This is a genomic window from Streptomyces sp. NPDC086989, from assembly GCF_044745505.1.
Taxonomy (GTDB): domain Bacteria; phylum Actinomycetota; class Actinomycetes; order Streptomycetales; family Streptomycetaceae; genus Streptomyces.
This window is the reverse complement of the sequence record NZ_JBIVAL010000006.1, coordinates 216429-242317: the sequence shown is the minus strand read 5'-3', so window position 1 is coordinate 242317 and position 25889 is coordinate 216429. Positions and strand designations below refer to the sequence as shown.

Below are 25889 nucleotides of genomic sequence, written 5' to 3'. Positions count from 1 at the left end.
TTCACCAGGCCTCCGGGCCCGGATGCCGGACCGGAACGCCACGCGATCGGCCGAACCGCCGTGCCCCGTACGGTGACGGTCAGCGCGTGGCGGCCCGTTCCAGCTCGGCCAGGGTCGCCGACACGGCCGGCACCCGGGCCAGGTCGGGCAGGGTCAGGGCCACGACCTCCCGCTCGACGGCCGGCTCGACGGCCACCGTGCTGACGCCCTTGGCCCGTACGGACTCCACGGCGAGCTCCGGCAGCACCGCGACGCCCAGGCCGGCGCCGACCAGGCCGACCACGGCCGGGTAGTCGTCGGTCGCGAAGTCGATACGGGGGGTGAAGCCCGCCGCCTCGCAGACCTCCACCAGGTGGCGGCGGCAGCGCGGACAGCCCGCGATCCAGGGCTCGTCGGCCAGTTCCGCCATACCCACCCGGTCCGCCCCGGCCAGCCGGTGCCCCTCCGGGACCAGTCCGACGAGCCGGTCCGTCAGCAGCGGCCGGACGACGAGGTCCTCCCACTCGGCGGCCGAGCCGGCCGCCCCGCCGTACCGGAACGCCAGCGCCAGGTCGCAGTCGCCCTCGCGCAGCATCTCCACCGACCGCGGCGGCTCCGCCTCGACCAGCGAGATACGGGTGCCGGGATGTCCGGCGCGCATCGCGGCCAGCGCGGTCGGCACCAGCGTGGAGCTGCCGCTGGGGAAGGACACCAGCCTGACCCGGCCCGCGCGCAGCCCGGCGATGGCCGCGACCTCCTCCTCGGCGGCGGTCAGCCCGGCGAGGATCCCGGCGGCGTGCCGGACCAGCGCCGTACCGGCCTGGGTCAGCCGCATCTCGCGGCCGGCCCGGACGAGCAGCGGAGTACCGGCCGACTGCTCCAGCGCCTTCATCTGCTGGGAGACGGCGGGCTGGGTGCAGCCGAGCTCGCGGGCGGCGGCGGAGAAGGACCCGGTGCCGGCCACGGCGCGCAGCACCCGGAGATGACGTGCCTCGATCATCCTTCGAGCATAAGCCCCGCTTTGAGCTCCGCGCGAATACTCCCGTGACCCTTTGAGGGAGCTGGGCTAGCGTGTTCCGCATGCCTCCCACCGCCCCCGCCGGCGCTCCCGCGGGCGCCACCGCCGCCACCGCCGCCGACGTCACCGCCGCCGACGTCACCGCCCGCGTCACGTCCCGGCGCGTCCTCTCCGTGAACATCGGCCGCGCGAAGGCCGTCGACTACACCGACGCGGAGGGCGGGGTGACCGGCATCGGCAAGCGCCCGGTCCCCGGCCCGGTGCGCGTGTCCGCCCCCGGACCCAAGGGTGTCGGCGCGAGCGGGCTCGCCGGCGACGCCGTCTGCGACCTGCGCCACCACGGCGGGGACCACCAGGCCGTCTACGCCTACGCACGCGAGGACCTCGACTGGTGGGAGGCCGAGCTGGGCCGCGAACTGCCCGCCGGGCTCTTCGGCGAGAACCTCACCACCACCGGCCTCGACCTGACCGGCGCCCTGCTCGGCGAACGCTGGCGGATCGGCTCGGGCCCGGTCCTCGAGGTGGCCTCGGCCCGCATCCCCTGCCGCACCTTCCAGGGCGCCCTCGGCGAGAAGGCCTGGGTCAAGCGGTACACGCGGGCCGCGCGGCCGGGTGCGTACCTGCGCGTGATCCAGGAGGGCGCGGTCTCCCCCGGCGACCGCGTCGAGATCGTGCACCGCCCGGACCACGACGTGACGGTGGAACTCTGGTTCCGGGCGTTCACCACCGACCGCTCACTCCTCCCGCGGACACTGGCGGCGGGCGCGGCGATGGAACCGCAGGGGCACGAGACGGTCCGCGCGTACCTGGAGAAGTACGGGAAGTGAAGCAGGCGCGTGGGGAAGTGCCGGAGCCGGCCCGGGAGTAGACGCCGGGTCGGCCGGAACCCCCCGGGTGTAGCCGGAAGTAGCGGTTCCGCAGCGGCGGGCGACGGTCCGCGGCGCGAACCGTCACGAAGGGGTACCGCCCGGCGGGCTCCCCTTGAGCTGTCGCGAAGGGCGGCTAGGTTGCGCCTATGACGACTGCGTTGATTACGGGATCCACGGCGGGCATCGGCGCCGCCTTCGCCCGGCGGCTCGCCGCCCAGGGCCACAACCTCGTGCTGGTGGCCCGCGACACGAAGCGGCTCGGCGAGCAGGCGACCGAGCTGCACGACCGCCACGGCATCGAGGCCGAGGTGCTGACCGCCGACCTGTCCACCGACGAGGGCATCGCGGCGGTCGAGCAGCGCCTCGGCGACCGGACGCACCCGGTGGACCTGCTGGTCAACAACGCGGGATTCGGCAACAAGGGCAGGTACCTCGAAGTCTCCATGGCCGACGAGCTGACCATGCTGAAGGTGCACGTCGAGGCCGTCCTGCGGCTGACCTCGGCGGCCACCGCGTCGATGCGCTCGCGCGGCCGCGGCGGCGTCATCAACGTGGCCTCGGTGGCGGCGTTCGTGCCGCGCGGCACGTACGGGGCGAGCAAGGCCTGGGTCGTGCAGTTCACCCAGGGCGCGGCGAAGGACCTGGGCGGCTCGGGCGTACGGCTGATGGCGCTGTGCCCCGGCTTCGTGCGGACCGAGTTCCACCAGCGCGCCGGCATGGGCACGGACAACATCCCCAACTGGATGTGGCTGGACGCGGACAAGCTGGTGGCGGCGGCCCTGGCCGACCTGGCGCGCGGCAGGACGGTCTCGATCCCGGACCCCCGGTACAAGGCGCTGATGGGCGTGGTGAAGCTGACGCCGCGCGGGCTGCTGGGCGGGGTGTCCTCGCGCACGGGCCGCAAGTACGGGCCCCAGTGAACCGGTCGGCCGGCTGAATCGGCCGACGGGGTGAAATCTCCCTAAACTGGACGTGTCCCATCCAGCCCGGGAGTGCGCCATGACATTCGTACAAATAGTCGATTACGAGACCAGCAAGCCCGATGCCGTCAACGAGGTCATCGACCGGTACCTGGCGAAGACGAAGGGCCGGCGCACCGTGTCCCACACCGTGGTGGGCAGGGACCGCGAGGCCGACACGCACTTCGTCGACGTCGTCGAATTCCCCTCGTACGAAGCGGCCATGAAGAACTCTCACCTCCCCGAGACGGACAGGATGTTCCAGGAGATGATGGCCCTCTGCGACGGGATGCCACGGTTCACCAACCTGGACGTCGTACGCGACGAGCACCTCAACGCGCTGCTCGCCGACCGCATGTTCGAAGAGGTCGCGATGAAGGGCGACATGTCCGTCGTGGACGAGATCTTCGCGGCGGACTACCGGGACCACGACATCAGCCGCCCCGAGGTCAAGGTCGGCCGCGACGGCATCCGCGAGGACGTCCGGATGTGGCGCAACGCCTTCGACATCACCTTCACGCGGGACGCCCAGATGGCGCAGGACGACTACGTCACCACGATGTGGACCTTCAACGGCAGGCACAAGGGCGAGTTCATGGGGGTCGCGCCGACCGGCAAGGACTGCACGATGACCGGCACGACGGTCTTCCGCTGCGAGGACGGAATGATCAAGGAAGGCTGGTGGCACTACGACGCCATGCGCCTGATGAGGGAGATCGGCGCCATGTGACGGCACCCCGCCCACGGGGAAGGCCCCGTTCCGCCGATGCGGAACGGGGCCTTCTCTGCGTGGGGCGCGATCAGTGGCTGTGGCCGTGACCGTGGCCGTGACCGTGGGCGTCGGCCTCTTCCTCGGCCGGCTTCTCGACGACCAGGGTCTCGGTCGTGAGCAGCAGCGAGGCGATGGAAGCGGCGTTCTCCAGCGCGGAACGGGTGACCTTGACCGGGTCGATGACGCCGGCCTTGACCAGGTCGCCGTACTCGCCGGTGGCGGCGTTGAAGCCGTTGCCCTTGTCCAGCTCCGCCACCTTCGAGGTGATGACGTAGCCCTCGAGGCCGGCGTTCTCGGCGATCCAGCGCAGCGGCTCGACGGCGGCGCGGCGGACGACCGCGACACCCGTGCCCTCGTCGCCGGACAGGCCCAGGTTGCCCTCGAGCACCTTCACGGCGTGGACGAGCGCGGAGCCACCGCCGGAGACGATGCCCTCCTCGACCGCGGCGCGGGTCGCCGAGATGGCGTCCTCGAGGCGGTGCTTCTTCTCCTTGAGCTCCACCTCGGTGGCGGCGCCGACCTTGATGACGCAGACGCCGCCGGCGAGCTTCGCCAGGCGCTCCTGCAGCTTCTCGCGGTCCCAGTCCGAGTCCGTGGACTCGATCTCGGCCTTGATCTGGTTGACGCGGCCGAGGACCTCGTCGGAGCTGCCGGCACCGTCGACGATCGTGGTGTCGTCCTTGGAGATGGTCACGCGGCGCGCGGAACCGAGTACGTCCAGACCGGCCTGGTCGAGCTTGAGGCCGACCTCCTCGGCGATGACGGTGGCACCGGTGAGGGTGGCCATGTCCTGGAGCATCGCCTTGCGGCGGTCACCGAAGCCGGGGGCCTTGACGGCCACCGCGTTGAAGGTGCCGCGGATCTTGTTGACGACGAGGGTGGAGAGCGCCTCGCCCTCGACGTCCTCGGCGATGATCAGCAGCGGGCGGGAGCCGCCGGCCTGGATGACCTTCTCCAGCAGGGGCAGCAGGTCCTGGATGGAGGAGATCTTGCCCTGGTTGATCAGGATGTACGGGTCGTCGAGGACGGCCTCCATACGCTCCTGGTCGGTGACCATGTACGGCGAGAGGTAGCCCTTGTCGAAGGCCATGCCCTCGGTGAACTCCAGCTCCAGGCCGAAGGTGTTGGACTCCTCGACGGTGATGACACCGTCCTTGCCGACCTTGTCCATCGCCTCGGCGATGAGCTCGCCGACCTGCTGGTCCTGCGCGGAGAGCGCGGCCACGGCGGCGATGTCGGACTTGTCCTCGATCGGGCGGGCGGTCGCGAGGAGCTCCTCGGACACGGCCTTGACCGCGGCGTCGATGCCCTTCTTCAGGGCGGCCGGGGAAGCACCCGCGGCGACGTTGCGCAGACCCTCGCGGACCAGCGCCTGAGCCAGCACGGTGGCGGTGGTGGTGCCGTCACCCGCGATGTCGTTGGTCTTGGTCGCCACCTCCTTCACGAGCTGCGCGCCCAGGTTCTCGTACGGGTCGTCCAGCTCGACCTCGCGGGCGATGGTGACACCGTCGTTGGTGATGGTGGGGGCGCCGAACTTCTTGTCGATGACGACGTTGCGGCCCTTGGGGCCGATCGTCACCTTGACCGTGTCGGCAAGCTTGTTGACGCCGCGCTCGAGGGCGCGACGGGCGTCCTCGTCGAACTTCAGGATCTTCGCCATGGGAGCGGTTCAGCCCTCTCGAAAACTCGGGTTAACGAACTGCGCCCCTTGCCGCCCGGCAATCAGCGGGGTGACCAGGGGCGCAGCTCAAAGCAATGCTTCGGTGAATTACTTCTCGATGATCGCGAGAACGTCGCGAGCCGAGAGGACGAGGTACTCCTCGCCGCTGTACTTCACTTCGGTGCCGCCGTACTTGCTGTACAGCACGATGTCGCCGACGCTGACGTCCAGCGGAAGACGCTGGCCGTCCTCGAAGCGGCCCGGGCCCACGGCGAGGACGACGCCCTCCTGGGGCTTCTCCTTCGCGGTGTCCGGGATGACCAGGCCGGAAGCCGTGGTCTGCTCGGCGTCGAGCGGCTGGACCACGATGCGGTCCTCGAGCGGCTTGATGGCAACCTTGGAGCTGGTGGTCGTCACGATCCGACCTCCCCCTTCGGAGATCTCACGGGGCTAACTGTCTGAGGTGGCGACCAGGTGGATCCGTCGTCGCGGGTGCCGGACCTGCCCGTCGCTGTGTTGGCACTCACCGGTGGCGAGTGCCAGGTGCGAGACTATTCCGGCGATTAGCACTCGGTCAAGCGGAGTGCCAACACGCTCCGCTCGGGTTGCCGTGTTCCGGGCCCCGGCAGCGTCCCCCACCACTCCGCCCGGGCCGGGATCAGGGGTGTGTGACAGTTGGTGGGGTGCGCATTCTCGTGGTCGAAGACGAAGAGGGCCTCGCCGATTCCCTGCGGCGCGGCCTCTGCGCCGACGGCCACTGGGTCGACGTCGCCCACGACGGCCACCGCGGCCTGGAGCTCGTCCGCACCGGTTCGTACGACGCCGTCCTCCTCGACCTGATGCTGCCCGGCCTCAGCGGCTACGAGATCTGCGCCCGCATGCGCGCCGACGGCGACCCGACGCCCGTGCTCATGCTGACCGCCAAGGACGGCGAGTACGACGAGGCCGAGGGCCTCGACTCCGGCGCCGACGACTACCTCACCAAGCCGTTCTCGTTCGTCGTCCTGGCCGCCCGCCTGCGCGCCCTCGCCCGCCGCGCGGCCGCCACCGCCAAGGACCCCGGGGCACTCCAGGCCGGCGACCTCCTCCTGGACCCCGCCGCCCGCCGCTGCCGTCGCGGCACCCACGACATCGAGCTCACCGCCCGCGAGCTGGGGGTACTCGCCTGCCTGATGGAGCAGCCCGGCCGGGCCGTCGCCAAGCAGGACATCCTGGACCAGGTCTGGGACACCCCGCACGCCATCGACCCGAACATCGTCGAGGTGTACGTCTCCTCGCTGCGCAAGAAGATCGACGCCCCCTTCGGCCGCCGCTCGATCCTCACCGTCCACGGCATCGGCTACCGGATGGCCCAGGACGGTGGCTAGCCCGCTCCGGCGCCGTGCGGCCGTCGCCGCCGCGCTCGCGATGGCCGCCGTCCTGGCCGGCGGCGGCCTGTGGCTTTACACCCTGCTGCGGGCCAACCTCCTCGACAACACCACCAACCGCACCGAGCTCGCCGCCCGCAAGGTCGCCGCCCAGCTCGACAACCGCGCCCTGCCGCCCGGCGGCCGGCTGCCCGCGCCGGAGAGCGGGGTGGACCTGGTCCTCGTACGGGACGCGCAGGGCCGGACCGTCGCCTCCACCGGCGACCTCGGGGACGCCCCCGACCTCGGCGGTCTGCGGCCGCCCGCGCCCGGCGACGCCGGGGAGGACTCCCGTTCGGCGGTCCTCCCTCCCGCGCACCCCGGCGCGGAACGGCGCGCGGTGGTGGTGGTCGGGGCGCCGGGAGCGCACGAGGTGTACGCCGTCACCGTGCTCGGCGACGTCGACGACGCGACCCGGGCCATCGCGCTCGGCCTGCTGGCCGGGGCGCCCCCGCTGATCGGCTTCGCGGCGGCCCTGGCCTGGTGGGTGACGGGGCACGCGCTGCGCCCGGTCACCGCGATCCGGACCGGGCTGGCGGCGGTCACCGCCAGCGAGCTGGACCGGCGGGTCCCGGATCCGGGCGGGGCGGACGAGATCGCCCGGCTGGCCCGGACCGTCAACGCCACCCTCGACCGGCTGGAGCGGTCCGACGCCCGGCAGCGGCAGTTCACCGCCGACGCCTCGCACGAGCTGCGCAATCCGCTCGCCGCGGTCCGGTCCCGGCTGGAGGTGGCGCTGGCCGCGGACCGCCCCGACCGGGAGTCCGTCGCCGCCGCGCTGGCCGACACCGAGCGGCTCCAGCGCATCGCCGCGGACCTGCTGCTGCTGGCCCGCCTCGACGGCGGCCCGGCGCCGCGGGCCGAGCCGGTGGACCTGGCCCTGCTGGCGGCCGAGGACCTGGCCCGGCGCCCGGACCCACGGGTCCCGCTGCGGCTGGACGCGCCGGCGCCCGTACCGGCGGCCGGGGACCCGGCGCGGCTGGAGCGGGCGCTGGCCAACCTGGTGGACAACGCGCTGCGGCACGCCCGTACGGGGGTCGTCGTACGGGCGGCCGCCGAGCCGTCCGCGGAGCGCGGCCCCTGCGTGGTCCTGGAGGTCGAGGACGACGGCCCCGGCATCCCGGAGCCGGACCGGGACCGGGTCTTCGAGCGGTTCGTACGGCTCGACGCGGACCGGGGCCGCACCGGTGGCGGCACCGGCCTCGGCCTGGCCATCGTCCGCGAGATCGCCCGCGCCCACGGCGGCGACGCCCACGCCCTGCCGCCCCGCGCGGGCGCCGGCTCCGGCATCCGCCTGGTTCTGCGCCTGCCGGCGCCCGGGCCGGGCCCGGGGCGGCAGCCGGCGGCGCTGCGGTCCGGGGGTCCTGAACGCCCCTTCCGGGAGTCCTGAACGCGCCTTCAGAACTCTCAGGACTCCTTCAGCGGCCCTCCCCCACCATCGACTGGCATGAGTGCCCACCGGAGGAAGACCAGCCACCCCGCCCGCCGCCCCCGCCGGCGTCGGCGGGGCCGCATCGCCCGCACCCTGCTCGTCACCGGCTGCGCGGTGGCCGTCACGGCCGCCGCGGGCGTCTGGTGCGCGTACCGGGACCTCGCCGGCAGCATCGGCAGCTCCAAGGCCCTCGACGGCGCCGAGAAGTCGCGCCACGGGGACACCAACATCCTGCTGATGGGCCTGGACAGCCGCCGCGACCAGAACGGCGAGAAGCTGCCCGAGGCGGTCCTCGACGCACTGCACGCGGGCAGCTCCGACATCGGCGGCTACAACGCCAACACGCTGATCCTGCTCCACGTTCCCGGCGACGGCAGCCGGGCGAAGGCCTTCTCGATCCCGCGCGACGACTTCGTCGAGCTGGCGGGCGGCCTGGGGAAGGACAAGATCAAGAAGGCGTACGGGCTGGCGAAGGCGGCCGAGGAGGAAAGGCTGACGGCCCGCGGCGTCGACGACCGGCGGGAACTGGAGCGCGCGGGACGGGAGGCCGGCCGCAAGGCGCAGATCGAGACGGTACGGAACTTCCTGGGCGTCCCGATCGACCATTTCGCCGAACTCAACCTGGCCGGTTTCCACCATCTGGCGGACGCGCTGGGCGGTGTACCGGTGTGCCTGAGGAGGCCGGTGCGGGACACGTTCTCGGGCGCCGACTTCCCGGCGGGCCGGCAGACCCTGAACGGCCGGCAGTCCCTGGCCTTCGTACGGCAGCGGCACGGTCTGGACAGGGGCGATCTGGACCGGACGAAGCGGCAGCAGGCCTTCCTGGCGGGGGCCACGCAGAAGCTGGATTCGGCCGGGACCTTCACCGATCCGGTCAAGCTGATGAAGCTGGTCGACACCGCGAAACAGGACCTGGTGACGGACCGGGGCTGGGACCTGCTGTCGTTCGTGAAGCAGGCGAAGAACCTGTCGGGCGGCAAGGTGGCCTTCACGACACTGCCCGTGGAGCGGTTCGGAAGGAACCATGGAGAGGACATAAACGTCGTAGACGATATGAAGATAAAGCGCCTCATTGCCGAGCAGATCGGACCGCAGGCCTCCGCCTCCGCGACCGCGACCGCTCCGGGTGCGAGCGACGCACCGGGGACGCCACCGGGAGGCGCCGACCCCGCAGCGGGCGCGGACGGCGGCCCCGCCATCGACGGTGGCGGCATCCCGTGCGTGGACTGAGGCCGCTGACCACGGCGGGCGCGCGCCGCCGCACCGAGGCGCTGCTCCTCGTCTTCGTCGTCGCCCTCACCGTCTTCGGGCACGCGAGTGCCGGTCTGGCGATGAACGGCGAGCTGCCCGCCAACCTCACCGGTTTCACGATCAGCATGTCGCTGCTGGCGCTGGTCGGGCACCTGGGCGTGCGCCGGTTCGCGGCGTACGCGGATCCGCTGATCCTGCCGCTCGCGATGCTGCTGTCGGGGCTGGGGCTGGTGCTGCTGCACCGGCTCGACCAGTCGTACATCGCGCGCTACGGCGGCGACGCGAACGCGCCCGGGCAGCTGATGTGGACGGTCATCGGCGTGGCCGCCTGCCTCGCGGTCGTGGCGCTGCTGCGCGACCACCGGCTGCTCCAGCGGTTCATCTACATCACGATGGCCGTGGCGCTGGTCCTGCTGATCGCGCCGGCGTTCTTCGGCGCGGACACGTACGGCGCGAAGCGGTGGATCATCCTCTTCGGGTTCTCGCTCCAGCCGGGCGAGTTCGTCAAGATCATGATTTCGGTCTTCTTCGCGGGGTACCTGGTCATCCACAGGGACTCGCTGGCCCTGACGGGCCGCAGGTTCCTCGGCGTGCGGCTGCCCCCGATGCGGCAGCTCGGGCCGATCATCACGGTGTGGATCGTGTCGCTGCTGGTGCTGGTCTTCGAACGCGACCTCGGGACGTCGCTGATCTTCTTCGGCGTGTTCGTGGTGATGCTGTACGTCGCCACCGAGCGCACCAGCTGGATCGTGACGGGCCTGCTCATGGCGGGCGTCGGCGCCTTCGTGGTGGGCTCGACGGAGCCGCACGTGAAGGGGCGCGTGGCCGCCTGGCTGGAGCCGCTGTCGTACTACTGGAAGGAACGGCCGCCGGGGGTCGTCTCGGACCAGTCCGCGCAGGCGCTGTTCAGCTTCGGCACGGGCGGCATGTCGGGCACCGGGCTGGGGATGGGCCATCCGGAGCTGATCGGCTTCGCGGGGCGCAGCGACTTCATCCTGACCACGGTGGGTGAGGAGCTCGGCCTGGCCGGGGTCATGGCGGTGCTGGTCCTGTACGCGCTGCTGGTCCAGCGGGGGCTGCGGATGGCGCTGGGCGCGCGCGACCCGTTCGGGAAGCTGCTGGCGGTGGGGCTGTCGGCGGCGCTGGCGCTGCAGGTCTTCGTGGTGGCGGGCGGGGTGACGGGCCTGATCCCGCTGACCGGCAAGGCGCTGCCGTTCCTGGCGAAGGGCGGCTCGTCCCTGCTGGCCAACTGGATCATGATCGCCCTGCTCCTGCGCATCAGCGACAGCGCGGAGCGCCAGCGGGAGGCGGACGCCCGCGGACCGGTGGAAACGACGATCACGCCGGTGGTGACGGCCGCTGAGGCGCGGAGCGCATAGGTCCCGAACCGGCTCCGGTCCCCTGGCCGGCTGCCGGCGCGCGCTCTAGAGGTAGTCCTCCAGACGGCCTATCTGGTAGCCCTGCTCCTGGATGCGCTGGAGCATGCGGGTCGTCATCTGGATCTCCGTGGCGCCCTTGAGCTCGGACGGGCCGCGGAAGTGGGCCAGGATGATGTCGCCCGGCTTGAGGGCTGAGCCCTCGGCGTACTGGAAGTTGTTGATCTGCATCGACACGCGCCACAGGATGACCTGCGAGATGCCGCACTCGGAGGCGGCCTTGAGGGTGTCGTCGTTGTAGTTGCCGTACGGCGGGCGGAAGCGGGTCGGCTTGGCGCCGAAACGCTTCTCCAGGTGTTCCTGCTGCCCGCATATCTCCTTCTTCTGCGCCGCGAAGGGCAGGGTCCGGAGGTTCGGGTGCGTCAGCGTGTGGTTGTTGATCGTGCTGCCGGAGCCGTTGTCGCGGAGCTTCTCGAAGTGCCCGTAGTCCGACGAGGCGATGTTGTCCGTCAGGAACATGCTGATCGGCAGCTTGAGGTCGGCCGCCATCTTCAGGAACTCGGGGTCCTTCTCCGCGCCGTCGTCGAAGGTCAGGAAGACGACCTTGTCGTCGGCCGGGACGGGTATTCGGTCCACCACCTGCGCCTTGCCCGGGGCCGCCGGGGCGAGGGAGGGCTTCTGGGCCGGCTTCGGGGCGAAGCGGAGCGGGGCCGACAGGCCCCACTTCTTGTACGCGTCGTCCCCCGGCGCGGCAGCGGCCGACGACTGGGACGGGCTCGCCGTCGGCGACTGCTGCGCCTGCGTCGTCTTGCGGCCCAGTCGTTCGATCGGGTCCACGCTGTTCCCGCATCCGGCCAGGGACAGCGCGAGCGCGCCGGCCGCCAGCGATCCGGCTGTCAACCGGCGCGCGTACCTCACAAGTAGTCCTCCAGGCGGGCCACGGCGTACCCCTTGTCCGTGACGGTCTTCATGACATGACGGATCATGTCAGGCATCGTCCCCTTCCAGTCCTCCCGCCCTCGGAAATGAGTCAGGATGATGTCTCCAGGGTGGAGGTCACGGTCCCATTCCCGCCAGTCCATGCGGTTCACGAAGGCCTCCGCGTTCCACAGCGGGACGGCCTTGATGCCGCAGGACTTCGCCGCGCGGAGCGTGTCCTGGTTGTAGTTGCCGTACGGCGGCCGGAACAGCGTCGGCCGCTTGCCGAACTGCTTCTGCATGGTGTCCTGCTGGCCGCAGATCTCCTCGTGCTGCTCCTCGTAGGAGAGGGCCGGCAGGTAGCGGTGGTTGAGCGTGTGGTTGTTCAGGGTGACGCCGGCGGCCTGCATCTCCTTGAAGTAGGGGTAGTTGTCGCGGACGAGGTAGTCGCTGAGGAACGCCGTGTACGGGATCTTCAGCTCCTTCATCATCTTCAGGAACTCGGGGTCCTTCTCCGCACCGTCGTCGATCGTCAGGAAGACGACCTTGTCCTCGGTGGGGACGGTGGTGAAGACGGGCGGGAGGTCCTCCTGGCCCTCGACCTCGAAGCCGTCGCGGGTGCTGATCTCGGGCTTGGTCTTCGGTGCGGGCGGCGCGGTCAGCGGAGGCCTGGCCAGCTTCCACCTCTTGGCCGCGGCGACCAGGGCCTGCTGGGCGGTCTTCTGCTGCTCGGCCGGGTTCGCGACCGCACCCGCGGCGCCCGCGGGGGTGTCCGCGCCCTTGCCGCCCTTGCGGGCGGGAGCGGTGTCGGCGGCGGAGCCGCATGCCGTTGCGAGGGCGGCGACCAGCAGCGCGGCCAGTGCCACCCCGACGCGGCCGCGCGGACCCGCCGCGGACCGGTGACCATGAAGCTTCTTATGTTCCTTTTGTCCGACTAGCTGCATAGCAGCGCATCCTGGCACCCGCCACGCCCGCTCCCCGGACGACACCGCGCGCCGCGCTGCCACGTTCCTCCGGCCGGCCCACACGCACGGCCGTCGGCCGACGGAGCCGACAATGGAGGCGTGACCCCCGAAGACTTCGCCGCGCTCCTCACCCCCGAGGGCCGCGCCCTCCTCGACTCGCTCCGCGACCACGACCCGGCCCGGGAGATCGCCGTCGCCACCCGGCTCCGCCGCGATCACCCCGCCCCGCTGGTCTCCGCCGCGCTCGGGCAGGCCCGGCTGCGGCAGCGCGCGGTGGCGAAGTTCGGTGCCGAGGACGCGTTCCGGATGTACTTCACGCCCGGCGGCGGCGAGATGGCCACCCGCGCCCCGGTGGCCTCGTACCGCGCCGGGCGGCTCGCGGCGCTCGGTGTGCGCAGCGTCGCCGACCTGTGCTGCGGCATCGGCGGGGACGCGCTGGCCCTGGCCCGGCTCGGCATCCGCGTCCTGGCCGTCGACAACGATCCGCTGACCGTCGCCGTCGCCCGCGCCAACGCCGCGGCGCTGGGGCTGGAGGGGCTGATCGAGGTCCGCGAGGCGGATGTGACCGACGTGGACACCTCCGGGTACGACGCCGTCTTCCTCGACCCCGCCCGCCGGGGCGGGCGCGGCCGGATCTTCGACCCGGAGAGCTACTCGCCGCCGCTGTCCTGGGCCGTCGGGGCCGCCCGTACGGCCCGGTACGCCGCCATCAAGATCGCCCCCGGGATCCCGCACGAGGCCGTGCCACCGGAGGCGGAGGCCGAGTGGATCTCTGACCAGGGCGACGTGAAGGAGGCCGTGCTGTGGTTCGGGACCGCGCCCGGCACCGTCCGCGCCACGCTGCTGCCCGGCCCTCGGAGCCTGCACACCGCCGATCCGCTGCCCGATCCCGCGGCCGGTGCGGTCGGCCGCTACCTCTACGAGCCGGACGGGGCCGTGATCCGCGCCCACCTCGTCGCCGAGGTCGCCGAGCAACTGTCCGGCCGGCTCATCGACCCGACCATCGCGTACGTCACCTCCGACGAGCTGCGCGCGACGCCGTACGCCACCGCGTACGAGATCACCGATGTGCTGCCGTTCGGCCTGAAGAAGCTCAAGGCGCTGCTGCGCGAGCGCGAGGTGGGCATCCTGACCGTCAAGAAGCGCGGTTCGGCCGTCGAGCCCGAGGAGCTGCGCAAGAAGGTCAAGCCGCAGGGGCCGCATGCGGCGACCGTCTTCCTGACCCGGGTCGCGGGCGCCCCGTCGATGCTGATCGGCTCGCCCGTCAGCGCGCCGTAGGGCCGCCGCGGAAGGCGCGCACCGCCCACCGGTAGTGCGCGCCGGCCTTGCCGAGGCCCAGCAGGCCGGTGATCCACAGGATCATGCCGAGCCCCATGTAGTACGTGACCTCGCCGTACGTGGTCGCACCCGGGCGGGCCGACGCCGCGGACCCGAAGGTCACGTACAGCCCGAACGCGCCCACCGCGAAGGAGGCCAGCAGCCAGGTCAGGCTCCGGCCGGGGGCGCGGACCCGGGCGTCGGCGGCCGGATCGCGGCCGGACTCGGCCCAGGCGCACAGCAGCCCGCGCACCAGCCGGTCGCGCTCGGCGCCCCGGGCGAACCAGAACCCGGCCGGCACGAGCACGCCCGCGCCGAGCAGGGCGAAGATCAGGCCGAAGACGTACGCGAACGGGTCGCCCGGGGTCTCGAAGGACATGAGGGCCATGCCGACGAAGGACCAGCCGAGCGCGAAGACCGCGGCGACGGCCCAGAGCAGCAGCAGCCGCCCCAGGCCCAGGCTGCGTCGGCCCAGGTCGTCCAGGAAGCGTGCGCGGTCGGCCCGTACGGCGCTCTCGTCCAGCCAGGCGCGCATGTCGGCTGGGGGCGGCGGGGGCGGCAGGTCGCGGCGAGGCATGCACATGACGATATCCGCCTGCGGCCACAGGCCCGCTCCGGAGGGGCTGGAGCGGGCCTCGTGCGTCAACTCCCGCTGGTCTCCACGGACTCGAACCGCCAGCGGTGCACCGGACGGGTGATCAGGTCGGCGGCCGGCTCGGGGAGTTCGGGCAGTTCGGCCGCCACGCCCTCGGCCGCCTCCCACCAGGTGACGACCAGCACCCGGTCCTGCGGGGCCCGCAGCAGTTCGCGGCGCACGGGCTCGCGCGCCAGCACCTGCGAACGGGCCCACTCCAGCAGCTCGTTGCCCCGGCCCTCGGCGGCCCGGGCCTCCCACATCAGTGCGACGGTGCTCATCAGTACAGGTTGTCCTTGCTCAGCTCGTGCACGTGGTCGTGGTCGTGACCGTGTGCGTGGCCGTGGGCGTGGGCGTGGGCGGTGCCCGGCACGTGCGGGTCCGTCACCGGCAGCGAGGAGTCCGCCGACAGGTCCCAGTCCGAGGCCGGCCGGTTCCGCCTGACCATCTCGGCGCCCAGCGCCGCGACCATCGCGCCGTTGTCCGTGCACAGCTTCGGCCGCGGCACCCGCAGGACGATCCCCGCGTCGTCGCACCGCTCCTGCGCCAGCGAGCGCAGCCGGGAGTTGGCCGCCACGCCGCCGCCGATCATCAGGTGGTCGACGCCCTCGTCCTTGCACGCCCGGATCGCCTTGCGCGTCAGCACGTCGACCACGGCCTCCTGGAAGGACGCCGCGACGTCGCGCACCGGCACCTCCTCGCCCGCGTTCCGCTTCGCCTCGATCCAGCGGGCGACGGCCGTCTTGAGGCCGGAGAAGGAGAAGTCGTACGCCGCGTCCCGCGGGCCGGTCAGTCCGCGCGGGAAGTTGATCGCCCTGGGGTCGCCCTCCTTCGCGAGCCGGTCGATGACCGGGCCGCCGGGGAAGCCCAGCTGGAGCACGCGCGCGATCTTGTCGAAGGCCTCGCCCGCCGCGTCGTCGATGGTCGCGCCGAGCGGCCGTACGTCGGAGGTGATGTCCGGGGCGAGCAGCAGCGAGGAGTGACCGCCGGACACCAGCAGCGCCATGGTCGGTTCCGGCAGCGGGCCGTGTTCCAGCTGGTCCACGCAGATGTGGGAGGCCAGGTGGTTGACCCCGTACAGCGGCTTGCCGAGGGCGTACGCGTACGCCTTGGCCGCCGAGACGCCCACCAGCAGGGCCCCCGCGAGGCCGGGGCCCGCCGTGACGGCGATGCCGTCGAGGTCGCGGGCGCTGACGCCGGCCTCCTTCAGGGCGCGGTCGATGGTCGGGACCATCGCCTCCAGGTGCGCGCGGGAGGCGACCTCGGGCACGACGCCGCCGAAGCGGGCGTGCTCGTCGACGCTGGAGGCGATCGCGTCCGCCAGCAGGGTCGTGCCGCGGACCACGCCGACGCCGGTCTCGTCGCAGGAGGTCTCGATGCCGAGGACGAGGGGTTCGTCAGCCATGGGTCTCACCTTGTACGGGTCCGTCTGCGGTGACGGAGCTAGCGGGATCGGAAAGGCGCATCACGAGCGCGTCGACGTTGCCGGGCTGGTAGTAGCCCCGCCGGAAGCCGATCGGCTCGAAGCCGAAGCGCTCGTAGAGCTTCTGGGCGCGGGTGTTGTCCACCCGGACCTCCAGGAGCACCTCGGCGCACTCGAAGGCGGTGGCGGCGCGCAGCAGGTCGGTCAGGAGCCGGGCACCGAGCCCGGTCCCCCACTGGTCGCGCGCGGACGCGATGGTCTGTACGTCGGCCAGGTCGCCGGCGGCGGCCAGCCCGGCGTAGCCGACGATGCGGCCGCTCCCGGGCTCCTCGGCGACGACGTAGCGGCGGGTGGCGTGCGGGCCGCGGGCGTGGGCGAGCTCGGACCAGAACATGCCCGCGGACCAGGCGTCCTCGGGGAACAGCTCGTGCTCCAGTTCCAGCACGGGCTCGATGTCCCACCAGCGCATCTCGCGGAGCACTGCGGTCGCTGAGGTCACTGCGGGGTGACCACCTTGTAGTTCTTGGGCACCTGCGCGTCGGGCCGGCGCAGGTAGAGCGGCGTCGGGGGCAGGAACTCCTGTCCGGCCGCGAGCCGTTCCACGGCCAGGGAGGCGAGGGCGGCGGCGCTCTGGTGCTCCGGGGCCCGCGCGTCGGTGAAGACGTCCGGGTACAGGAGCGCGCCCTGGCCCACGGCGGGCAGGCCGGCGACCTGCTCGGCGATGTCGGCCGGGCGGTCCACGGCGGGCTCGCCGACGCGTGTGCGCGGGTCCTCGTACCGGGCCCAGTAGACCTCCTTGCGCCGTGCGTCGGTGGCGACGGTGAAGGGGCCCTCGATCCCGGCGGCCTCCGCGGCGTACGCGAGGCCGTCGAGGGTGCACAGGCCGTGCACGGGGATGCCGAGCACCGTGGCGAAGGTGGAGGCGGTGACGAGGCCGACGCGCAGCCCGGTGTAGGGGCCGGGGCCGACGCCGACGACGATGCCGGTGAGGGCGTCGAGCTTCAGCCCGGCCTCGGCCAGGACCTTGTCGACGGAGGGCAGCAGCAACTCCCCGTGGCGGCGGGCGTCGACCTGGTTCGACTCGGCGAGGACGGACTCGCCGTCGTGCAGGGCGACGGTGACGGCGGGGGTGGCGGTATCTACAGCGAGCAAGAGCACGCGAACAGCCTACGACTCCGGTGGCCCGGGCCCTCGCGGCCGGTCGCGGGGCGGCCCGGCTGCTACCTTCGACCCAGGTATGGGCCGGGGTCCGGGCCGGGGCAGGCTGCCCGGGCGGCGCTCCGGCACCGGGGAAGCACGGGAGAGGTGGAGCAAGGTGGCACGCAGCAGCTCGGGAATCGTGGCCGGGCTCACCGTGGCGGCGCTCGCCGTCGTCGGCTTCCTCGGGTACCAGGCCTCCGCGTCCGCGCCCGCGCACCCCGCCAAGGCGGCCCCGCCGCCGGCGGCGGCCCCCTCCCCCGTCCCGTCCGCGCACGCGGGCGACGAGGCGAAGCCCGTGGCGGTGCCGAACGCGTCGGGCACCGGCTCGCGGGTCGTGTACTCGGTGAGCCTGAAGCGGGTGTGGCTGGTCGGCGAGGGCGGGCAGGAGCCGAAGTCCTTCGCGGTCAAGCCCAGCACGGCGCACCCGAAGCCGGGCACGTACCTGGTGAACTCGCGCTCGGGCGCGGTCACCGGCTCGGACGGGGTGCCGATCGAGCACGTCGTGCGCTTCGCCACCGCGGACGGTGTCGTGGTCGGGTTCAGCGCCCGGGTGGACGGCCAGATGCCGGAGCCCGACGCGAACAAGAAGACCGGCGGCATCCGCATGACGCGGGCCGACGGCGATGCGATGTGGGCCTTCGCGACGATCAACTCCAAGGTCGTCGTCGTCCCCTGACCTCGTGGCGCGCCGCCGGTCGGCGCCTCCCGCGGATTCACCCGTACGGACTACGGCACGTCCGGGCCCTCAGGCCGCCTCGCACTCCGGGGCGGCCTGTTCGCGTACGTCGGGCCCCGGGGCCCGGGAGGCGTCCGGGGCGTGTTCGCGCACCGGCGGCGTCGAGACGGCCGTGGCGGCTGCGCCCGCGGCGAGCAGCGCCCCCACGGACACCACGGACGGGCGGGGGTCACGCTGCACTCCTGCTGCGGACATGGCTGCCTCCTGGCTCGGGCCGGCCCGTACTTAGGTAGGCCTAACCAGCCCTCGGTACCATGTGACCACGTGCGACTCCATCGGCGCAATATCTTGCCGACGAGTTGTCGGTACGTCTTCCCGTGGCTAGCCGCGGACGCGCCGCTCCCCCGCGGCTAGGCCCTGTCGCGTACTGGACGTACTTGGCTTTCGCCCGGTGCGGCGAGAGCGCGTGCCAGGCGTCGCGGGGCAGACGGCAGTTTGACGACAGGGCCTAGCGCGCCGGGGACGCGGACAGCGCGGCCAGGGCGTCCGGCGCCGACCAGCGCGCCCCGATCCCGCGCACGGAGACCTCCCGTACGTCGTCCAGGACCTCTTCGTGGCCGACCGCCCGCGCGATCACCACGTGCAGCCGGTCGTCGGAGAGCTCCTCGACCTTGCCGTCGCCCCATTCCACGACGACCACGGACTCGGGCAGCGAGACGTCGAGGTCCAGGTCCTCCATCTCGTCCAGCCCGCCGCCGAGCCGGTACGCGTCGACGTGGACCAGTGCCGGCCCGCCGCGCAGCGAGGGGTGGACCCGGGCGATCACGAAGGTCGGCGAGGTCACGGCGCCCCGTACGCCCAGCCCCTCGCCCAGGCCCCGGGTCAGCGTGGTCTTGCCCGCGCCGAGCTCGCCCGTCAGCAGGACGAGGTCGCCGGGGCGGAGCAGGCCGGCGAGGGTGCGGCCCAGCTCCTGCATGGCCTCGGGCGAGTCGACGGTGATGCGCGCCTCGGCGTCGGCCGGCTCAGTTGCCTGCCGCGGTGCCTGACGGTGTGGTGCTCGCGGCGCTTCCAGCGGTACTTCTTCCATGCCCGCCAACGTTAGTCGCTGCGGGCACCGCCCCGGTGCGCGCCAGCAGCTCGGTCAGCAGGGCGGTCACCGTGTCGGGGTACTCCAGCATCATCAGGTGCCCGGCGGATTCCAGGACCACGAGCTCGGCGGCCGGCAGCGCGTCCTTGATGGCCTGGCTGTGCGCGGCCGGCGTGACCATGTCGCGGTCGCCGCCGATGACGGTGACGGGGATGTCGGCGAACCGCTGGAGGGCGGCGCTCTTGTCGTGGATCTGGAAGGCCGGGTAGAACTCGGCGACCACGTCGATCGGGGTGGCCTCGATGAGCCGTTCGGCGAAGCGGGCGACGCCCGGGTCGACCTCGCGGGGGGCACCGAACGAGTACATCTTGATCATGCCGGCGAAGAGGTCGGCGGTGGCCCGGCGGCCCTTCTCCACGAGTTCCACCTGTGAGCCGAGCGCCTTGAGCACGGGCGGCAGGATCCGGCGGACGGCCCCCATGCCGACGGAGGGCAGCCCGTACGTGACCTGGTCGAGGTGGCCGCTGGAGGTGCCGACCAGGGCGACGCCGACCACCCGGTCGCCGATCAGCTCGGGGAACTGCTCGGCCAGCGCCATGATCGTCATGCCGCCCATGGAGTGGCCCACCAGGACCAGCGGACCCTCGGGTGCGGCGGCGTCGATGACGGTCTTCAGGTCGCGGCCGAGCTGGTCGATGGTCACGCGCTCGCCGTCGGCCTGGGCGAATCCGCGTGCGCTGCGGCCGTGGCTGCGCTGGTCCCAGTACACGGAGCGGACCAGTCCGCGCAGGGCGGCGCGCTGGAAGTGCCAGGAGTCCTGGGCGAGGCAGTAGCCGTGGCAGAACACGACGGTCGGTGCGGCCGGGTCCTTGCGGCGCAGCCGGGCCCGCTTCTTCGGGCCCTCGGGCGGCTCGTCGACCTCGTAGTAGAGCTCGGTGCCGTCCTCGGCGTAGCAGGCGCCCGCGGTCCCGCGCAGCGAGCCGTAGTCCCCGGTGGCGTCGAGCGCGAGGCGCGCCTTGCGGCGCACGCCGCGCCCGACGGTGATCCGTTCGACCGCGACGCCGGCGGCCGCGCCTGCGGCTATCACGCCGATCGCGGCGCCGGCCCAGCCGGCTTTGCGCCAGTTCTCGCTCACGCCGTCCTCACTCAGCCCTCAGCCGTTGCGGTAGACCCGAGGAACGCGCACCCCGATACGGGTGACGATCTCATAGGCGATGGTGTGTGCCGCTTGAGCCCAGTCCTCGGCGGTGGGCTCGCCGTGTTCGCCGGGGCCGAAGAGGACGGCCTCGTCGCCGGCCCGCACCAGGTCGTCGCCGAGGTCGACGACGAACTGGTCCATGGCGACGCGGCCGGCGACCCGGCGGACCTTGCCGCCGATGCTGACGGGGCCGCGGCCGGAGGCGTGCCGGGGGATGCCGTCGGCGTACCCGGCGGGGATGAGGGCGAGGTTCGTCTCGGCCTCGGTGACGTAGTGGTGTCCGTAGCTCACCCCGTGGCCCGGGGGCACGGTCTTGACCAGGGCGACGGACGCCTTGAGGGTCATCGCGGGCCGCAGGCCGAGCTCCTCGGAGGTGCCGAGCTCGGGGGCCGGGGACACGCCGTAGAGGGCGAGGCCGCAGCGCACGAGGTCGTAGTGGCTCTCCGGCAGGGTCAGGGTCGCGGGCGAGTTGGCGATGTGCCGGACCTCGGGCTCCACGCCCTCCTTCTCGGCGTACGCCAGCATGTCGCGGAAGGCGGCCAGCTGGAGCGGGACGGAGGGGTGGCCCGGCTCGTCGGCGCAGGCGAAGTGGGACCACAGGCCGGTGATCCGGACGGTGCCCTCGGCCTGGGCGGCGACGGCCGCGCCGACGAGCTCGGCCCAGTCGGCGGGCTGGCAGCCGGCCCGTCCCAGGCCGGTGTCGGCCTTGAGCTGGATCCTGGCCGGGCGGCCGGCGGCGTGCGCGGCCTTGCGGACCTCGTCGAGGGCCCACATCGCGCTGACGGAGATGTCCAGGTCGGCCTCGACGGCCGCCTGCCAGGGCCCGCCGGGGGTCCACAGCCAGCACATGATCCGGCCGCCGATCCCGGCGGCGCGCAGGGCGAGCGCCTCTTCGGGGGTGGCGGTTCCGAGCCAGGTGGCACCGGCGTCCTGCGCCGCGCGGGCGCAGGGGACCGCACCGTGGCCATAGCCGTCCGCCTTGACGACGGCCATCAGCTCGGCACGGGGCGCCCGCGCGCGCAGTGCGCGTACGTTCGCCCGTACGGCGTCAAGATCGATCTCGGCGTACACGCGCGTCGGTGTCTCGTTCATCGCCCCCAGTCTCTCAGAGCCGGGCCGCGCGGCCTGCGCGACCGTCGCCCACACGGGGCATACCGGACTATTTACCCCTGATGGCATATCAATGTCACCTCAGGGACGGCGGATACCGCGCCACGCCTCCGGCAGGGACTCCGCGATCTGCTGGGCGAGCAGCGGTGCCCCGGAGGCCGCCCGGCGCCCCGCCAGACCGTGCAGGTACGCCGCGGCCGAGGCGGCGTCGCGCGCCGGCAGGCCGGAGGCCAGCAGGGAGCCCGCCAGGCCCGACAGGACGTCACCACTGCCCGCCGTCGCCAGCCACGGGGTTCCCGTCGGGTTGACCCGGACGGGGCCGCCGCCGTGCGACACCAGCGTCGTCGAGCCCTTCAGCAGGGCCGTCGCCCCGTACTGCGCCGCCAGGGACCGTACGGACGACAGCCGGGCCGACTCCACCGACTGCCGGTCCACGCCCAACAGCGCCGCCGCCTCCCCCGCGTGCGGGGTGAGCAGGGTCTCGGCCGGCCGGGCCCGCAGCACCCGCGGGTCCAGCCCGCGCAGCCCGTCCGCGTCCACCAGCACCGGCACCGGGTCCGCCAGGGCCTGCCCGACCTCCGCCGCCCGGCCCTCCCCCAGCCCCGGACCGACCACCCACGCCTGCACCCGGCCCCGCCCGATCAGCGTCTCGGGGAACCGCGCCAGCACCGCGTCCGCCGCGGGCCCGACGTAACGCACCGCCCCGGCGCCGCCGCGCAGCGCCCCCGCGACGGCGAGCACCGCCGCGCCCGGGTACTGCACCGAGCCGGCGACGACGCCGACCACGCCCCGCCGGTACTTGTCGCTCGACGCCTCCGGCTCCGGTAGCAGGGCCGCGACGTCGGCGTGCTGCAGCGCCTCCGCGTCCGGCTCCGGCAGCGACAGGCCGATGTCCACCAGGCGCAGCGCGCCCGTGCGCGAGGCCCCCGGGTCGATCAGCAGCCCCGGCTTGTACGCCCCGAACGTCACCGTGACGTCGGCCCGCACCGCGGCCCCGGCCACCTCGCCGGTGTCGGCGTCGACCCCGCTCGGCAGGTCCACCGCGACGACGACGGCGCCGGCCGGGATCCGCTCCACCAGCGCCGCCGCGGCCGGCCGCAGCCCGCCGCGCCCGCCGATGCCGACGAGTCCGTCCAGTACGAGGTCGGCCCGGCCGGGAACGCCCTGCTCCACGCGGCCCCCGGCGGCCAGCAGCGCCCGCAGCCCGCCCGTGTGCACCCGCTCCGGATCCATCGGCACCGCCGTCACCCCGGCGCCGCGCCGGGCCAGCCGGGCCCCCGCGTACAGCGCGTCGCCGCCGTTGTCCCCGGGCCCGACGAGCAGCACCACGCGCGCCCCGTACACCCGGCGCAGCAGCCCCGCGCAGACGGCGGCCAGCCCCGCCGCCGCCCGCTGCATCAGGGCGCCCTCCGGCAGCCGGGCCATCAGCTCCCGCTCGGCGGCCCGTACGGTCTCCACGCTGTAAGCAGTACGCATGGCACCAGCCTGCCCGAAAACCCCGCGGAGGCGGCCTATCCCTCGGCGATCACCACGGCGGAGGCGATGCCCGCGTCGTGGCTCAGCGAGACGTGCCAGGACTTCACGCCCAGCGCCTGCGCCCTGGCCGCGACCGTCCCCGACACCCGCACCCGCGGCTGACCGGTCTCCTCGACGTACACCTCGGCGTCCGTCCACAGCATGCCGCCGGGCGCGCCCAGCGCCTTGGCGAGGGCCTCCTTGGCCGCGAACCGGGCGGCGAGCGAGGCGGTTCCGCGCCGCTCGCCGCTCGGCAGCGTCAGTTCGGAGTCGACGAACAGCCGCTCGGCCAGTTGCGGCGTACGCGCCAGCGACGCCCCGAACCGCTCGATCTCGGCAACATCGATCCCCACACCGATAATCACAACGCCAACTCGCTTCGCTACTCCACGGTCACCGACTTCGCGAGGTTACGCGGTTGGTCCACCTCGTTCCCGCGCGCGGTCGCCAGCTCGCACGCGAAGACCTGCAGCGGCACGGTCGCCACCAGCGGCTGGAGCAGCGTCGGGGTCGCCGGGATCCGGATCAGGTGGTCGGCGTACGGGACGACCGCCTCGTCGCCCTCCTCCGCGATCACGATGGTCCGCGCCCCGCGCGCCCGGATCTCCTGGATGTTCGACACGATCTTGTCGTGCAGCACGGAGCGCCCGCGCGGCGACGGCACGACCACCACCACCGGCAGGTCCTTCTCGATCAGGGCGATCGGGCCGTGCTTGAGCTCGCCCGCGGCGAAGCCCTCGGCGTGCATGTACGCCAGCTCCTTGAGCTTGAGCGCGCCCTCCAGCGCCACCGGGTAGCCCACGTGCCGTCCGAGGAACAGCACGGTGTTCTTCTCGGCGAGGGAGCGCGCGAGTGCGCGTACCGGCTCCATCGTCTCCAGGACGGTGTCCACGGCCGCGGCGATGTCCGACAGCTCGCGGATCACCGCCTGGATCTCGTCGCCCCACTTGGTGCCGCGGACCTGCCCGAGGTACAGGGCGACCAGGTAGCAGGCCACCAGCTGCGTCAGGAACGCCTTGGTCGAGGCGACGGCGACCTCCGGACCGGCGTGCGTGTACAGCACCGCGTCCGATTCGCGCGGGATCGTCGACCCGTTCGTGTTGCAGATGGCCAGCACCCTGGCGCCCTGCTCGCGTGCGTGGCGCAGCGCCATCAGGGTGTCCATGGTCTCGCCGGACTGCGAGATCGCGACCACCAGCGTCCGCTGGTCCAGGATCGGGTCGCGGTAGCGGAACTCGCTCGCCAGCTCCGTCTCGCACGGGATGCGGGTCCAGTGCTCGATGGCCAGTTTCGCGATCATGCCCGCGTGGTACGCCGTACCGCACGCCACGACCACGACCTTGTCGACCTCCCTGAGCACCGAGACGGGGATGCGCACCTCGTCCAGGGACAGCGAGCCGCTCGCGTCGATCCTGCCCAGGAGGGTGTCCGCGACAGCCTTCGGCTGCTCGGCGATCTCCTTGAGCATGAAGTAGTCGTACCCCCCCTTCTCGGCTGCCGAGGCGTCCCAGTCCACGTGGTACGCCCGCACGGTCGCGGGCGCACCGCCGAAGTCGGTCACCGTGACCCCGTCCCGGCGCAGCTCGACGACCTGGTCCTGCCCCAGCTCGATCGCGGACCGGGTGTGGGCGATGAACGCGGCCACGTCCGAGGCGAGGAAGTTCTCCCCCTCCCCGACACCCACGACCAGCGGGGAGTTCCGGCGGGCGCCGACCACGACGTCCGGCGCGTCCGCGTGCACCGCGACCAGGGTGAACGCCCCCTCCAGGCGGCGGCACACCTGCCGCATGGCCTCCGCGAGGTCCCCGCACGCGTCGAAACGCTCGGCCAGCAGGTGGGCGACGACCTCGGTGTCCGTCTCGGACTCCAACCGGTGCCCGCGCTCGGCCAGTTCGGCGCGCAGCGCGGCGAAGTTCTCGATGATGCCGTTGTGCACGACGGCCACCCGGCCCGCGTTGTCGAGGTGCGGGTGGGCGTTGACGTCGGTGGGCCCGCCGTGGGTCGCCCAGCGGGTGTGCCCGAGCCCGGTGGAACCGGCCGGCAGCGGATGCCCGACCAGCTCCTTCTCCAGATTGACCAGTTTTCCGGCCTTCTTGGTGGCGGCGAGCTCCCCGTCGGCGAGCACGGCGACCCCCGCCGAGTCGTAGCCGCGGTACTCCAGCCGCTTGAGTCCGGCGATGACCACATCGAGCGCTGACTGCGCTCCCACGTAACCCACAATTCCGCACATACGGCGCAGCGTACGCCGTGATGGGCCGTCAGTCCGGTACGTGAACAAGACGAAACCCCGCCCCGGCGCATGTGCCGGAGCGGGGTTGACGGCCTATCCGGCCGGACTCAGCCGAGCTTCTTGACCTGGGCGTCGATCACGGTCTTGGGCTGCTCGGCCGTCACGCCGAAGGCGTAGAAGGTGGCCAGGACGTTGCCCTTGCGCGCCATGACGAGTGGTTGACGGACTTCTCGCCGTCGTCCAGGTCCATGGTCAGGGTGAAGGCCGCGGCCTCGTCCCCGGCGGTGACGGCGGCGCCCGGCTTGACGTCGAGGTACTTGACCTTCTCGCCGCCCTCGGTGACCGTGAAGCCGCCGGAGCAGGCCGCGGCCGCGGTCTTGAGGGAGGCGAAGGCCTCCTCGGCGCCCTTCGCGTCGTACGACTCGACGCTGACCAGCGTCTGCGTGGAGCCGAGCGCTTCCAGGCCCGCCTTCAGCTTGTCCTCGGGCGAGGCGTCGGCGGCCGCCTCCTTCGGCTTGGCCTTGGTCGTCGTACGGCCGATGCCGGTCGCGGCGCCCACCTTCTGGCCCGACTGGGCCTGCATCAGCGGCGTGCACTCGGCCTTGTCGACCGTGACCCCGGCCTGGGCGGCCTTGGCGACGCCCTCGGCGGAGACGATCTGGTCCGACAGGTCCGCCTGGGTGACGACCAGGGCCGTGACCTCGGCATCCGTCGTGCCCTTGGCCGCGGGTGCGGCCGGGGCGGAGGCGGCGGCGGACGGCTTGGCGTCGGCCTTCTTGTCGTCCGCCTTGTCGGAGCCGCAGGCGGTGGCCAGCAGGGCCAGGGACGCCGCGGAAGCGGTCAGGACGGTACGGCGGACAAGGGTGCTGCGCACGAAAGGTCTCCCCCGAAAAA

Annotated in this window: 27 protein-coding genes; 9 read left to right on the top strand and 18 right to left on the bottom strand. The window is 72.8% G+C overall.

The window, feature by feature from the left end; all coding sequences use genetic code 11:
• Positions 1-79 precede the first annotated feature (79 nt).
• Complete coding sequence (locus tag ACIPK4_RS16715; protein WP_054222501.1) at positions 80-979, bottom strand: LysR family transcriptional regulator; 900 nt, start codon at positions 977-979, stop codon at positions 80-82.
• 80 nt (positions 980-1059) lie between these two features.
• On the opposite strand from ACIPK4_RS16715, the gene ACIPK4_RS16710 reads away from it, so the two are divergent.
• The 3 genes from ACIPK4_RS16710 (at position 1060) to ACIPK4_RS16700 (ending at position 3555) form a co-directional block, all read left to right on the top strand.
• Entirely contained in the window at positions 1060-1824 is a 765-nt protein-coding gene (locus tag ACIPK4_RS16710) for an MOSC domain-containing protein (protein WP_402313284.1), read from the top strand.
• A gap of 188 nt (positions 1825-2012) precedes the next feature.
• Positions 2013-2786 carry an SDR family NAD(P)-dependent oxidoreductase gene (locus tag ACIPK4_RS16705; protein WP_402313282.1) on the top strand — a complete coding sequence of 258 codons (774 nt, stop codon included), beginning with the start codon at positions 2013-2015 and terminating at the stop codon, positions 2784-2786.
• Positions 2787-2865: 79 nt separating this feature from the next.
• The gene (locus tag ACIPK4_RS16700) at positions 2866-3555 is read left to right on the top strand and encodes an ester cyclase (protein WP_402313280.1); all 690 of its coding nucleotides are present in this window, start codon (positions 2866-2868) and stop codon (positions 3553-3555) included.
• A gap of 70 nt (positions 3556-3625) precedes the next feature.
• On the opposite strand, the gene groL is transcribed toward ACIPK4_RS16700, so the two are convergent.
• Both groL and groES read right to left on the bottom strand, forming a co-directional pair.
• The gene (gene groL / locus ACIPK4_RS16695; protein ID WP_376198821.1) at positions 3626-5257 is read right to left on the bottom strand and encodes a chaperonin GroEL; all 1632 of its coding nucleotides are present in this window, start codon (positions 5255-5257) and stop codon (positions 3626-3628) included.
• A gap of 108 nt (positions 5258-5365) precedes the next feature.
• Positions 5366-5674, bottom strand: coding sequence for a co-chaperone GroES (groES, locus tag ACIPK4_RS16690; RefSeq protein WP_030154760.1), 309 nt, complete (start codon positions 5672-5674; stop codon positions 5366-5368).
• Positions 5675-5940: 266 nt separating this feature from the next.
• Here groES and ACIPK4_RS16685 point away from each other — a divergent pair, with 266 nt between their 5' ends.
• From ACIPK4_RS16685 to ACIPK4_RS16670, 4 genes are read left to right on the top strand one after another with little or no spacing between them, the layout of a single operon-like run.
• Positions 5941-6624 (top strand): response regulator transcription factor, encoded by a 684-nt coding sequence (locus tag ACIPK4_RS16685; RefSeq protein WP_376198819.1) that lies wholly within the window; start codon positions 5941-5943, stop codon positions 6622-6624.
• The gene (locus ACIPK4_RS16680) at positions 6617-8053 is read left to right on the top strand and encodes a sensor histidine kinase (protein WP_402313278.1); all 1437 of its coding nucleotides are present in this window, start codon (positions 6617-6619) and stop codon (positions 8051-8053) included. The genes ACIPK4_RS16685 and ACIPK4_RS16680 overlap by 8 nt, the downstream gene beginning before the upstream one ends.
• A gap of 57 nt (positions 8054-8110) precedes the next feature.
• Positions 8111-9325, top strand: coding sequence for an LCP family protein (locus tag ACIPK4_RS16675; RefSeq protein WP_402313276.1), 1215 nt, complete (start codon positions 8111-8113; stop codon positions 9323-9325).
• The gene (locus ACIPK4_RS16670; RefSeq protein ID WP_402313275.1) at positions 9313-10725 is read left to right on the top strand and encodes an FtsW/RodA/SpoVE family cell cycle protein; all 1413 of its coding nucleotides are present in this window, start codon (positions 9313-9315) and stop codon (positions 10723-10725) included. Before ACIPK4_RS16675 ends, ACIPK4_RS16670 begins: the two co-directional genes overlap by 13 nt.
• Before the next feature lie 45 nt (positions 10726-10770).
• Here ACIPK4_RS16670 and ACIPK4_RS16665 read toward each other — a convergent pair whose 3' ends face one another.
• Together ACIPK4_RS16665 and ACIPK4_RS16660 are read right to left on the bottom strand one after the other, a co-directional pair.
• Positions 10771-11622: a polysaccharide deacetylase family protein gene (locus tag ACIPK4_RS16665; protein WP_402313274.1), complete on the bottom strand. Its 852-nt coding sequence runs from the start codon at positions 11620-11622 to the stop codon at positions 10771-10773.
• Between the two features lie 14 nt (positions 11623-11636).
• The gene (locus ACIPK4_RS16660) at positions 11637-12584 is read right to left on the bottom strand and encodes a polysaccharide deacetylase family protein (protein WP_402313272.1); all 948 of its coding nucleotides are present in this window, start codon (positions 12582-12584) and stop codon (positions 11637-11639) included.
• Positions 12585-12704: 120 nt separating this feature from the next.
• Here ACIPK4_RS16660 and ACIPK4_RS16655 point away from each other — a divergent pair, with 120 nt between their 5' ends.
• Positions 12705-13883, top strand: coding sequence for a THUMP-like domain-containing protein (locus tag ACIPK4_RS16655; RefSeq protein WP_054222510.1), 1179 nt, complete (start codon positions 12705-12707; stop codon positions 13881-13883).
• Here ACIPK4_RS16655 and ACIPK4_RS16650 read toward each other — a convergent pair.
• From ACIPK4_RS16650 to tsaB, 5 genes are all read right to left on the bottom strand, one after another.
• Positions 13870-14499: a hypothetical protein gene (locus ACIPK4_RS16650; RefSeq protein ID WP_402313270.1), complete on the bottom strand. Its 630-nt coding sequence runs from the start codon at positions 14497-14499 to the stop codon at positions 13870-13872. The genes ACIPK4_RS16655 and ACIPK4_RS16650 overlap by 14 nt on opposite strands.
• 65 nt (positions 14500-14564) lie before the next feature.
• Complete coding sequence (locus ACIPK4_RS16645) at positions 14565-14837, bottom strand: hypothetical protein (protein WP_054222511.1); 273 nt, start codon at positions 14835-14837, stop codon at positions 14565-14567.
• Positions 14837-15961 carry a tRNA (adenosine(37)-N6)-threonylcarbamoyltransferase complex transferase subunit TsaD gene (tsaD, locus tag ACIPK4_RS16640; RefSeq protein WP_402313267.1) on the bottom strand — a complete coding sequence of 375 codons (1125 nt, stop codon included), beginning with the start codon at positions 15959-15961 and terminating at the stop codon, positions 14837-14839. The genes ACIPK4_RS16645 and tsaD overlap by 1 nt, the downstream gene beginning before the upstream one ends.
• A complete protein-coding gene (rimI, locus tag ACIPK4_RS16635; RefSeq protein WP_054222513.1) occupies positions 15954-16478 on the bottom strand; it encodes a ribosomal protein S18-alanine N-acetyltransferase in 525 nt (174 codons plus the stop codon). The genes tsaD and rimI overlap by 8 nt, the downstream gene beginning before the upstream one ends.
• Positions 16475-17137: a tRNA (adenosine(37)-N6)-threonylcarbamoyltransferase complex dimerization subunit type 1 TsaB gene (gene tsaB, locus ACIPK4_RS16630; protein WP_402313265.1), complete on the bottom strand. Its 663-nt coding sequence runs from the start codon at positions 17135-17137 to the stop codon at positions 16475-16477. The genes rimI and tsaB overlap by 4 nt, the downstream gene beginning before the upstream one ends.
• 157 nt (positions 17138-17294) lie before the next feature.
• Between tsaB and ACIPK4_RS16625 the strand changes: the two genes are divergently transcribed.
• Positions 17295-17855: a hypothetical protein gene (locus tag ACIPK4_RS16625; protein ID WP_054222515.1), complete on the top strand. Its 561-nt coding sequence runs from the start codon at positions 17295-17297 to the stop codon at positions 17853-17855.
• A gap of 69 nt (positions 17856-17924) precedes the next feature.
• Here the strand turns inward: ACIPK4_RS16625 and ACIPK4_RS16620 are convergent, their stop codons facing one another.
• From ACIPK4_RS16620 to ACIPK4_RS16585, 8 genes are all read right to left on the bottom strand, one after another.
• A complete protein-coding gene (locus ACIPK4_RS16620) occupies positions 17925-18110 on the bottom strand; it encodes a hypothetical protein (protein WP_376198793.1) in 186 nt (61 codons plus the stop codon).
• Positions 18111-18363: 253 nt separating this feature from the next.
• Positions 18364-18942 carry a tRNA (adenosine(37)-N6)-threonylcarbamoyltransferase complex ATPase subunit type 1 TsaE gene (tsaE, locus tag ACIPK4_RS16615; RefSeq protein WP_376198790.1) on the bottom strand — a complete coding sequence of 193 codons (579 nt, stop codon included), beginning with the start codon at positions 18940-18942 and terminating at the stop codon, positions 18364-18366.
• The gene (locus ACIPK4_RS16610) at positions 18878-20077 is read right to left on the bottom strand and encodes an alpha/beta fold hydrolase (protein WP_402313263.1); all 1200 of its coding nucleotides are present in this window, start codon (positions 20075-20077) and stop codon (positions 18878-18880) included. Before ACIPK4_RS16610 ends, tsaE begins: the two co-directional genes overlap by 65 nt.
• A gap of 18 nt (positions 20078-20095) precedes the next feature.
• Complete coding sequence (gene alr / locus ACIPK4_RS16605; protein ID WP_402313262.1) at positions 20096-21232, bottom strand: alanine racemase; 1137 nt, start codon at positions 21230-21232, stop codon at positions 20096-20098.
• A gap of 99 nt (positions 21233-21331) precedes the next feature.
• A complete protein-coding gene (locus tag ACIPK4_RS16600; protein WP_402313260.1) occupies positions 21332-22726 on the bottom strand; it encodes an NAD(P)H-hydrate dehydratase in 1395 nt (464 codons plus the stop codon).
• Between the two features lie 35 nt (positions 22727-22761).
• Entirely contained in the window at positions 22762-23130 is a 369-nt protein-coding gene (locus tag ACIPK4_RS16595; protein WP_385182442.1) for a holo-ACP synthase, read from the bottom strand.
• A gap of 17 nt (positions 23131-23147) precedes the next feature.
• Positions 23148-24995, bottom strand: coding sequence for a glutamine--fructose-6-phosphate transaminase (isomerizing) (gene glmS / locus ACIPK4_RS16590; RefSeq protein WP_402313258.1), 1848 nt, complete (start codon positions 24993-24995; stop codon positions 23148-23150).
• A 160-nt stretch (positions 24996-25155) separates the two neighbouring features.
• Positions 25156-25869: a hypothetical protein gene (locus ACIPK4_RS16585; RefSeq protein ID WP_402313257.1), complete on the bottom strand. Its 714-nt coding sequence runs from the start codon at positions 25867-25869 to the stop codon at positions 25156-25158.
• Positions 25870-25889 lie beyond the last annotated feature (20 nt).

Bases quoted from the DNA above. Each gene is read 5' to 3' on its own strand.
- ACIPK4_RS16715 (WP_054222501.1), bottom strand. From the start codon at position 979: ATGATCGAGGCACGTCATCTCCGGGTGCTGCGCGCCGTGGCCGGCACC.
- ACIPK4_RS16710 (WP_402313284.1), top strand. From the start codon at position 1,060: ATGCCTCCCACCGCCCCCGCCGGCGCTCCCGCGGGCGCCACCGCCGCC.
- ACIPK4_RS16705 (WP_402313282.1), top strand. From the start codon at position 2,013: ATGACGACTGCGTTGATTACGGGATCCACGGCGGGCATCGGCGCCGCC.
- ACIPK4_RS16700 (WP_402313280.1), top strand. From the start codon at position 2,866: ATGACATTCGTACAAATAGTCGATTACGAGACCAGCAAGCCCGATGCC.
- groL (WP_376198821.1), bottom strand. From the start codon at position 5,257: ATGGCGAAGATCCTGAAGTTCGACGAGGACGCCCGTCGCGCCCTCGAG.
- ACIPK4_RS16675 (WP_402313276.1), top strand. From the start codon at position 8,111: ATGAGTGCCCACCGGAGGAAGACCAGCCACCCCGCCCGCCGCCCCCGC.
- ACIPK4_RS16660 (WP_402313272.1), bottom strand. From the start codon at position 12,584: ATGCAGCTAGTCGGACAAAAGGAACATAAGAAGCTTCATGGTCACCGG.
- ACIPK4_RS16650 (WP_402313270.1), bottom strand. From the start codon at position 14,499: ATGCCTCGCCGCGACCTGCCGCCCCCGCCGCCCCCAGCCGACATGCGC.
- ACIPK4_RS16645 (WP_054222511.1), bottom strand. From the start codon at position 14,837: ATGAGCACCGTCGCACTGATGTGGGAGGCCCGGGCCGCCGAGGGCCGG.
- tsaD (WP_402313267.1), bottom strand. From the start codon at position 15,961: ATGGCTGACGAACCCCTCGTCCTCGGCATCGAGACCTCCTGCGACGAG.
- ACIPK4_RS16620 (WP_376198793.1), bottom strand. From the start codon at position 18,110: ATGTCCGCAGCAGGAGTGCAGCGTGACCCCCGCCCGTCCGTGGTGTCC.
- tsaE (WP_376198790.1), bottom strand. From the start codon at position 18,942: ATGGAAGAAGTACCGCTGGAAGCGCCGCGAGCACCACACCGTCAGGCA.
- alr (WP_402313262.1), bottom strand. From the start codon at position 21,232: ATGAACGAGACACCGACGCGCGTGTACGCCGAGATCGATCTTGACGCC.
- ACIPK4_RS16600 (WP_402313260.1), bottom strand. From the start codon at position 22,726: ATGCGTACTGCTTACAGCGTGGAGACCGTACGGGCCGCCGAGCGGGAG.
- glmS (WP_402313258.1), bottom strand. From the start codon at position 24,995: ATGTGCGGAATTGTGGGTTACGTGGGAGCGCAGTCAGCGCTCGATGTG.